Below are 9192 nucleotides of genomic sequence, written 5' to 3' on the forward strand. Positions count from 1 at the left end.
AGAATCAAAAGGTCCAGTGGACGTTTTGATCTGCTCTCCTTGAAACCAGAAAGAGAGCATACCAAGTCCGAGCCACTTTAGAAAAATATCAAAAAGTGAAGACATGGACTTTGTCTTCACTCTGAAAAAACAGCCATGGCTGTTTTTTTACTTATTCAATTTCGTTTTATACTCAGCTGCTTCTTCTTCTGTTGAGAAGACGAAGTGACCTGGTGTGATTTCACGCATTTCACGCTCTTGCCCATCCATTTCGATGCTTGGATCATAGATTTCTGCAACACGTTGCCGTTCATAATCAGGGTCTGGTTCAGGAATAGCTGATAAGAGACTTCTTGTGTAGGGGTGAATTGGGTTATTGTAAACATCCTCAGATGTTCCAATTTCTAACATTTTACCCCAGTGCATAACACCAATACGGTCTGAAATGTATTTAACCATTGACAGGTCATGGGCAATAAATAAGTATGTCAAACCACGTTCTGTCTGCAATTTTTGCATCAGGTTAACAACCTGTGCTTGAATTGACACATCAAGTGCTGAAATTGGTTCATCGGCAATGATGAATTTTGGCTTAACAGCAAGTGCACGCGCAATCCCGATCCGTTGACGTTGCCCCCCAGAAAACTCATGTGGGTAACGTGTCACGTGGTCTTTATTCAAACCAACACGATCAAGTAATTCTTGAACCCGTGCTTCACGTTCTTCTTTAGATTTAGTCAGACCATGGATATCAAGACCTTCGGCAACGATATCTCTAATTTTCATCCGTCCATTAAGACTAGCCTGTGGATCTTGGAAAATCATCTGGGCATCTTTACGGAAATTATAAAGATCTTTACCTTTTAGTTTTGTCACATTTTCACCATTGAAAATGATTTCGCCACCAGTAATATCATAAAGTTTTAAGATAGCACGACCAACAGTAGTTTTACCTGAACCTGATTCACCTACTAAACCAAAGACTTCACCTTCATAGATATCAAAGCTGACATTATTAATGGCCTTGACTTCATTACTTTTACCTTTATTAAAAGTTAAAGTAACGTTTTTTAGTTCAACTAATTTTTTACGTTCTTCAGTCATTAAATTTGTCCTTTCTTCATATTCCATTTAGCCCAACGTTTTAAGATTGGTGCTGGCGGTGTTACTTTCGGCGCACGCTCATCTAACAACCATGTTGCTGCATAATGAGTATCAGAAACTTTAAACATTGGAGGTTCTTCTTCCAAGTCGATATCTAAAGCAAACTCATTACGAGCAGCAAAGGCATCTCCTTTTGGGGGATTCAATAAATCTGGAGGTGTTCCTGGAATTGATTGAAGACTGCCTTCTTCTGTATCAGTTGTTGGCATAGAGTTCAAAAGACCCCAAGTGTAGGGATGTTGTGGATTGTAGAAGACTTCGTCTACTGTACCATATTCAACAATTTTACCAGCATACATAACTGCTACACGATCAGCCATTCCAGCCACAACGCCAAGGTCATGGGTGATAAAGATAATTGATGATGAAATTTGTGATTGCAAACCTTTCATCAATTTCAAAATTTGGTTTTGAATGGTAACATCAAGGGCAGTTGTTGGTTCGTCAGCAATCAAGATTTCTGGATTAGCTGCAAGTGCAATGGCAATTACAGCACGCTGACGCATACCACCTGACCATTGATGTGGATAATCATTGATATGCTCTTCAGCATTTGGAATACCAACTTGATTCATCAATTTTAAGGCGCGATCTAAAGCTTCATTTTTTGAAATTTTCTCGTGAATTAAAATAGCTTCCGCAATCTGCATGCCAATCTTCATTGTTGGATCAAGACTGGTCATAGGATCTTGGAAAATCATGGCAATTTCTTTACCACGGACTTTAACCCATTCATCTTCAGTCAGCTCAATTAATTTCTTCCCTTTGAAATCAATGTCCCCAGTGATACTAGCATTTTTAGCGTTCAGCCCCATCAAGGTACGGGTTGTAACTGATTTACCTGAACCAGATTCACCAACGATAGCAAGCGTTTCACCTTTATACAGGTCAAAATTGATATCACGGATTGCTTTGACATCTCCAGCATATGTTTTAAAATCAACGCGGAGGTCTTTGACACTTAATACTTTTTCTTGAGTCATATTAATTTTCCCTCCTAGTCGTTACTTGATTTTGGATCAAATGCATCGCGCAAGCCATCACCCAAAAGAATGAAAGCAAGTGAGATGAGTACCAAGGCCATGGCAGGAAGCATTACTTGATAAGGGAAGTATTGCAAGTTTTCCTGAGCATCTGTGATCAATGATCCAAGAGAAGCTGTTGGTGGCTTAACACCAAGGTTAATTGCTGATAAAACTGATTCATACATGATCGCACTCGGAACAGTCATCATAATTTGAACGATGATGATCCCAGAAATGTTTGGTAAAACGTGTTTGAAGGCTATTTTGAAATTGCTTTCGCCAAGTGCACGAGAGGCAAGTACGAAATCACGCTCACGGTATGAGAGAGTTAAGTTCCGAACCTGACGAGCCATCGAGGTCCAACCAACAATGGCGATTGAGAATATAATTGACAAAACACCATTGCCAAGCAAAAGACCAAGCATGGTGACAATAACTAAGTTTGGAATAGAGGAAATAATCTCAATAATCCGTTGCATAACAGTATCGACTTTACCCCCTGTGAAACCAGAAATCAGACCATATGTCACACCAATAATTAAGTCAAACATGGTTGCAACAATCGCAATTAGTAATGAAATACGAATACCAACTGTAATCCGTTTACCAATACTACGTCCTAAATTATCAGTACCCAATAGGAATTTTTCCCCTTCTGGAACACCTTGGTCAGCATAGGCATCATTTGGTGATGTATTTCCTGCATAGGTGATACTACCATTCCAAAATGGTAAAGATGAACTCAGCTTTGGTGGCAAGTTACGATAGGTACTTACTTTTTTACTATCAAAACTATTGGCATCATTTTTAGAAACAATAGCATTTGATCCTACTGCAAAAATCAACAAGGCAATAAGAAATCCCATTGCAACAACAGCCAATTTATTATGTTTTAATCTACGCCAAGCATCTTCAAGGAAAGATAATGCTGGCTTTTCAATTTTTTCTTGCGTGTCAGAATTACCTGCCCCTACAAGAGTAAAAGTTTTCTTTTCTTCTAGCATCTTACTCTCCTATCCAAGACGCACACGTGGATCTGCAATACTAATAACAATATCAGTTAGCAAAATTGCGACCATTAGCATCACGGCGTATACAATTGTTGTTCCCATAATAACTGGGTAATCTTTCGTTGGAATTGATGAAACAAACTGCTGCCCAATTCCTGGAATGGAAAAGATCTGTTCAATCAAAGCTGACCCTGTCAAAATATTAGCAGCCATTGGGCCAACTAAAGTTAAGACTGGAATCATTGAATTCCGGTAAGCATGTTTATTCGTTACCTGACGCTTAGTTAATCCTTTTGCTCGGGCTAATTGGATATAATCCGAATTCAAAGTTTCAATCATTTCACTACGGAAGAAACGCGTAACCTGTGCAAATACAGGAATCGCTAAACCAAAGGTAGGTAAAATTGTTTGTGCAAATGTTCCCCAACCAGATAATGGTAGTAAACCCCATTTAAAACCAAAATAGTCTAATAACAAAAGGCCAATGATAAAAGCTGGTACTGAAATACCGAGCGTTGAAATGACACTTAAAAAGCCATCAATTTTGTTATTTTTATTACGAGCTGAGATAGCCCCTACTAGAAGCCCACCAGAGATACCAACTACCAATGCTTGAATTCCCAAATGAATAGAAACTCCCAAGCGTTGCATAATTAGTTTTGACACAGATTGATTAATAGACTGGTAACTTGTCCCAAAATCGCCATGTAAAATGTCAAACAAGTATTTGAAGTACTGTTGCCATAGTGGTTTATCTAGACCATATTGCTTATTCATCATAGCAATCATTTCTTCAGTTAATTTCGGAGAGTTGTAAGGTGTTCCTGGCATAACTTGCATCAGGAAAAAAGATAAGGTTACAACAACCCAAAGTGTAGCAATAAGGATGGCTACACGTTTTAATAAGTATTTAGTCATATTGTTCCTCTAACAAAAGCAAGAACTGGTCAAAAAACCAATTCTTGCAATATTACATTACTAGTGCTTCCTAGGCTTATTTTTTGTAAGCGTAAGTGAAGTCAACATTTAAACCTGTTGAATTACGGATTAATCCTTTAATACTTGGATTTTGTAGTCCTTCACCACTACGGAAGTAAATTGGGTTGTAGTTTGCAGCTTCATAAAGTGCTTTTTCACCCTCTTTATAATCTTTTGCCGCAGCATCTGTATCAAGAGCATCTGTAGTTAAAGCTTTTTCATAAGCTTTATCAAATGTTTCATTGGTGAATTTACCATAGTTATAGGCTGAACCTGATTTCATCAAAGCGTAGAATGTTGAACCTTCTGGATAGTCACCACCCCAAAGTGAAAGGGCAACTTCAAAGTTTTGGTTCTTAGTGTCTTCTAGACGTTGTTTAAAAGTAACAAATTTTTCTTCAACAGTTAGACCTGGTAATGCTTTTTCCCAAGTTTCTTTGAGGTAGTCAACAGTTGCTTTTGCTACTGGACTATCTGCATCTGAAGTTACTGTTAATTTAACTTTATCTTTTCCGAGTTCTTTCAAACCTTCTTTAAAGAGTTCGCCAGCTTTCTTTTCATCATAAGTATAACCTGGAGCAACATATTTCGTTAAATCAGAACCATCTTTAAGTTTTGCAAGACCAGTTGGTACCAAAGCAGTGGCTGGTTTAGAACCAGTATCAACAGCTGCTGAAACAATACCTTTACGGTCAGTTGCTAAGTTAAGTGCTTGACGAATTTTAGTATTTGACAAAGCTTCTACAGATCCTGTTTGGTTGTAGTTAATGTAAGCTGTTGTTGCTTCTAAAACTGGTGTAACATCTTTGTTCTTTTTGTTAGCATTGTAAATTGCTGAAGTTCCTGAGATATTAGCATAGTCAAGTTTGCCTTGTTTGTACATTTGAACGGCTGTATCAGGTTTCTTAACTGTTTGAACATTTACAACACCATTTTTGACGTTTTTAGCATCCCAGTAATTTTTATTTTTTACAAGTTTGAATGTTCCACTTGTACCATTCCAATCTTTAACTGTGTATGGTCCTGAATAAACTTGTTTTTCTGAAGATGTCCCATAATCTTTACCAGTTTTCGTCACAAAGTCTTCTTTTTGTGGCATGAAGTTAGCAAATGAAAGGAGGCTCTTGAATTGCGGAGCTGGCTCTGTCAAAGTAAAGATAACTTTATTGCCTTCAGCTTTAACACCAAGAGAATTTAGATCTGTATTTTTACCTGAATTGATTTCTTCAGCATTTTTCAAATGTGATTCAGTCGCAAGATAAGCGTACTCTGAAGCTGTCGCAGGATCAACCATACGTTTCCATGTATAAACAAAATCTTTAGCAGTTAAGTCACTACCATCAGACCATTTTAAACCATCACGTAGAGTTGCTGTGTAAGTTAATCCGTCTTCAGAAACATCAACTTTTTTAGCTAAATCTGGTTGTAATTTACCTTTAGCATCAACACGAAGCAAGTTACTTCCTGAGTTACCAATAGCAAGTGCTGAATAGGTATCTGTATTTTTTGAAATATCAAGTGTAATAATTTCAGTTGGTGTATACCAGTTAATTTCATTTTTATTGTCATTAGACGCAGTAGATTTATTACCACATGCCATTAAAACAGCAGCAGATGCTAACGTCAATGTTCCTAATCCAACACGTTTCCAATTAGTGCTTTTTGAATTTGTCATTTCAGTGACCTCCTAGTCAAGCATTTCTTAATAAGTTTAATACATTAAATTATACCACAATTCAGAAAAAAAGAAACAAATTTATCTGAAAATTTGGATATTAAATTTTTATGTATATGTAGGTATAAAACAGCTTGAAAACGTGGGTTTTAGAGGTGTTTTGTTAATAAAAAACCATTTGTTTTGAATATTTTTATGAAACATTCAAAAAAACTGCACGAAAATATGCAGTTTTTCTAATTTTAGTAATTATGTATATAATTATCAATTTCCCATTGTGAAACAAATGTTGCATATGAAGCCCATTCAATGCGTTTTGCTTCTAAGAAGTTGGTATAGATATGTTCACCTAAGGCATTTTTTACTACTTCGTCAGTTTGCAATGCTTTCAATGCATTGTGTAATGTTGATGGTAAATCTAAAATCCCTGCTGCTTCTCTTTCTTCAACAGTCATTGTATAAATGTTTGCTTCAACAGGAACTGGTGCATCAATTTTATTTTCAATACCATCAAGTCCAGCTTCAAGCAATACTGCTAAAGCAATATAAGGATTAGCGGTTGGATCTACAGAACGTAACTCTAAACGTGTACCTTGTCCACGAGATGCAGGAACGCGGATCAACGGCGAACGGTTACGACCTGCCCAAGCAACATAAACTGGTGCTTCGTAGCCAGGAACTAATCGTTTATATGAATTGACTGTTGGGTTCATAATAGCAGTGTAATTATAAGCATGCTTCATTAGACCACCTAAGAAATAATAGGCATCTTGTGATAATTGCATCCCTCTGCTATCGTTTTCATCAAAGAAAGCATTATTACCATCTTTATCAAACAATGACATATTACAATGCATACCAGATCCATTGATACCAAATTTAGGTTTAGCCATAAATGTTGCATATAAACCATCTTTGCGAGCAATTGTTTTAACAACTAATTTGAAAATTTGGATATTATCACACGCTCTAAGAACATCATCATATTTAAAATCAATTTCATGTTGTCCCACAGCCACTTCATGGTGACTTGCTTCTACTTCAAAGCCCATTTTAGTCAATACATTAACAATTTCTCGTCTAGTATTATCAGCTAAATCAGTCGGAGCTAAGTCAAAGTAACCACCTTGGTCATTAACCTCTAAAGTAGGATTACCATTTTGATCCATTTTAAAAAGGAAAAACTCTGGTTCCGGTCCTAAATTAAATGATTTATAACCAACCTTTTCCATATGTTTTAAAGCTCTTTTTAAATTACCACGAGGATCTCCAGCGAAAGGTTCTCCTTCTGCAGTATAAATGTCACAAATTAAGCCTGCAACTGCACCATTTTCATCTCCCCATGGGAAAACAATCCAAGTATCTAAATCTGGGTATAAATACATATCAGATTCATTAATACGCACAAATCCTTCAATTGATGAGCCATCAAACATTGCTTTATTTGATAAGACTTTATCTAATTGTTCATCTGTTGCTGGTATTTCCACATTTTTCATGATTCCCATGATGTCTGTGAACATCAAACGTAGGAAAGTTACATTTTTTTCTTTAACTTCGCGTCTAATGTCAGCTGCCGTGATTGCCATAAAATAGGTCTCCTTATTTTCAAATCCGTTCGTAGGTTAAATACGAAAGTTTCCCAAATATTGCGAAGGTGTCGAAAAGCCACCTTGGTTTTGAAGTTCATCATGAAGGATACGACGAACATCAGCATCAGTTAATGTAGTTTGTTTTTTCTTCGATTTTTCTAAACGATTCGCATACTCTTTTTTGATTGCTGCTATATTTAAGCCATCATCTAAAAAATCTTTAATTTCCAGCAACCTATCCATATCATTTAAAGAAAACATTCGACGATTACCATCCGTACGTTCCGGTTTAATCAAATCTTGATCTTCGTAGTAACGAATTTGTCTAGCAGATAAGTCGGTTAACTTCATTACAGCACCAATCGAAAAAACAGCCATTGAACGTCTGAGCTCTTTCTCTTTCATGAAAAACTCCTTTCACCAGTCTATTATATGCCCAATACAAAAAGATGTCAACAATCAATGTCAGGAAACCTAACATTCATTCAATCTTTTTTCTTAATCAGTTTATTTTTTATGATTTCAACATCGGTATTAATTAAAATTGCAATAAAGACACCACAAAATGTCTCAAAAATTCTAGTAAAAACATAAATAACCGTTTCACCAGATGGAATCGACAAGGTGATAATTAATAAAGCCGCTACTGCTCCAATGATTCCAGACTGATTATTAAAAGCAACGTTAAACATTATAGTCAACATGGTAAGTACAGGTACACAAAATAAGGTCACCAAGAAATGATGATGAAAAGTCGATTGTAGTATATAAAATATAAAAGAGAAAATACCACCAATACTGTTCCCAAGTATTCTTGAACTGCCAAACGAGATTGTCTTGTCAAAATCTTCTCGTAAACTAAAAACAGCTGTCAAGGCTCCAATTTGTAGCCCTTGAAAACCGAAAATATGAAAAAGCAATAAGACAAAAAAAACGGCCAAACCCGTTTTAAAGGTCCGCATACCAAGTTTCAATTTTCGGGGATCAAAATAAAAGTTCATAATTTCCTATTCTTTCAACTCAATATAGTCCAGTTTACCATTTTGTGAAAAAATTGTCATTCTTCAATTGACCTTGAACACAATTTGATCCAATTTTTATTTCAACCTAATTCTTCCTTTTCGCCCCTTGAATTTTATTTGCACGCCATAAACCAAAAAGAGGAAGATGAACCTCTCTTCTCTTGTTTTTTCACAGTTTATTTTTCTAACTACCCAAATGAAGCAATAATTCCTTTAAACATAGGATTTTCAACAAAGAAAAAATAGGATTTCATCGTAATTATCTACTTTCATCAACAAAGACTAGTCATTCTGACCCTAATTCGTCCATGAAACAGGACTTATGACTGTTTCCTTTTTAGTTAAGTTAGCTATCTCTGCCAATCATTCACCATGCAATATTTTTATCGATGTGCCACCACTAAGTCACAAATACTGTCATTATTAAAAAAGATCGCATAAGCGACCTTTTTTAGTTATTCGCCATAAACGTCTGCCCTTCATTCTGAAGGGCTAGTCGTTCTGACAGGGGTGCGCCTAGGAAATCTACTTTGACAGAAACTCCGTTTCCTATATTTCCAACCTCAAAATATCTCCCAGATATTTTGAGATAACTTACCGCCTATTTTTCTGTTAACGCAGCTAAGCCTGGTAATTCTTTTCCTTCTAATAATTCCATTGATGCGCCACCACCGCGTCACAAATACTTCCATTATCAAAAAAGGTCACAAAAGTGACCTTTTTCTAACATTCCAGTTTTGTTCCTTT

Annotated in this window: 8 protein-coding genes; all 8 read right to left on the bottom strand. The window is 36.3% G+C overall.

Annotation, left to right across the window (positions count from 1 at the left end; all coding sequences use genetic code 11):
• Window positions 1-147 precede the first annotated feature (147 nt).
• Window positions 148-1083: an ABC transporter ATP-binding protein gene (locus tag ACVRZD_RS10340; RefSeq protein ID WP_037626146.1), complete on the bottom strand. Its 936-nt coding sequence runs from the start codon at window positions 1081-1083 to the stop codon at window positions 148-150.
• On the bottom strand, window positions 1083-2126 hold the full coding sequence (locus ACVRZD_RS10345) for an ABC transporter ATP-binding protein (protein WP_037626148.1): 1044 nt from the start codon (window positions 2124-2126) through the stop codon (window positions 1083-1085). The genes ACVRZD_RS10340 and ACVRZD_RS10345 overlap by 1 nt, the downstream gene beginning before the upstream one ends.
• A gap of 14 nt (window positions 2127-2140) precedes the next feature.
• On the bottom strand, window positions 2141-3172 hold the full coding sequence (locus ACVRZD_RS10350) for an ABC transporter permease (protein ID WP_037626150.1): 1032 nt from the start codon (window positions 3170-3172) through the stop codon (window positions 2141-2143).
• 9 nt (window positions 3173-3181) lie between these two features.
• The gene (locus ACVRZD_RS10355) at window positions 3182-4096 is read right to left on the bottom strand and encodes an ABC transporter permease (protein WP_037626152.1); all 915 of its coding nucleotides are present in this window, start codon (window positions 4094-4096) and stop codon (window positions 3182-3184) included.
• Window positions 4097-4172: 76 nt separating this feature from the next.
• Window positions 4173-5831: a peptide ABC transporter substrate-binding protein gene (locus ACVRZD_RS10360; RefSeq protein ID WP_447450491.1), complete on the bottom strand. Its 1659-nt coding sequence runs from the start codon at window positions 5829-5831 to the stop codon at window positions 4173-4175.
• A gap of 242 nt (window positions 5832-6073) precedes the next feature.
• Window positions 6074-7420 (bottom strand): type I glutamate--ammonia ligase, encoded by a 1347-nt coding sequence (gene glnA, locus ACVRZD_RS10365; protein WP_037626155.1) that lies wholly within the window; start codon window positions 7418-7420, stop codon window positions 6074-6076.
• Between the two features lie 36 nt (window positions 7421-7456).
• Window positions 7457-7828 (bottom strand): MerR family transcriptional regulator, encoded by a 372-nt coding sequence (locus ACVRZD_RS10370; protein ID WP_037626157.1) that lies wholly within the window; start codon window positions 7826-7828, stop codon window positions 7457-7459.
• An 80-nt stretch (window positions 7829-7908) separates the two neighbouring features.
• Window positions 7909-8424, bottom strand: a complete 516-nt coding sequence (locus ACVRZD_RS10375) for an FUSC family protein (protein WP_037626159.1) — start codon at window positions 8422-8424, stop codon at window positions 7909-7911.
• Window positions 8425-9192: the final 768 nt, after the last annotated feature.

The organism is Streptococcus hongkongensis (genome assembly GCF_053206145.1).

Coding starts and splice junctions, on each gene's coding strand:
- ACVRZD_RS10340 (WP_037626146.1), bottom strand. CDS start 1,083: ATGACTGAAGAACGTAAAAAATTAGTTGAACTAAAAAACGTTACTTTA.
- ACVRZD_RS10345 (WP_037626148.1), bottom strand. CDS start 2,126: ATGACTCAAGAAAAAGTATTAAGTGTCAAAGACCTCCGCGTTGATTTT.
- ACVRZD_RS10350 (WP_037626150.1), bottom strand. CDS start 3,172: ATGCTAGAAGAAAAGAAAACTTTTACTCTTGTAGGGGCAGGTAATTCT.
- ACVRZD_RS10355 (WP_037626152.1), bottom strand. CDS start 4,096: ATGACTAAATACTTATTAAAACGTGTAGCCATCCTTATTGCTACACTT.
- ACVRZD_RS10360 (WP_447450491.1), bottom strand. CDS start 5,831: ATGACAAATTCAAAAAGCACTAATTGGAAACGTGTTGGATTAGGAACA.
- glnA (WP_037626155.1), bottom strand. CDS start 7,420: ATGGCAATCACGGCAGCTGACATTAGACGCGAAGTTAAAGAAAAAAAT.
- ACVRZD_RS10370 (WP_037626157.1), bottom strand. CDS start 7,828: ATGAAAGAGAAAGAGCTCAGACGTTCAATGGCTGTTTTTTCGATTGGT.
- ACVRZD_RS10375 (WP_037626159.1), bottom strand. CDS start 8,424: ATGAACTTTTATTTTGATCCCCGAAAATTGAAACTTGGTATGCGGACC.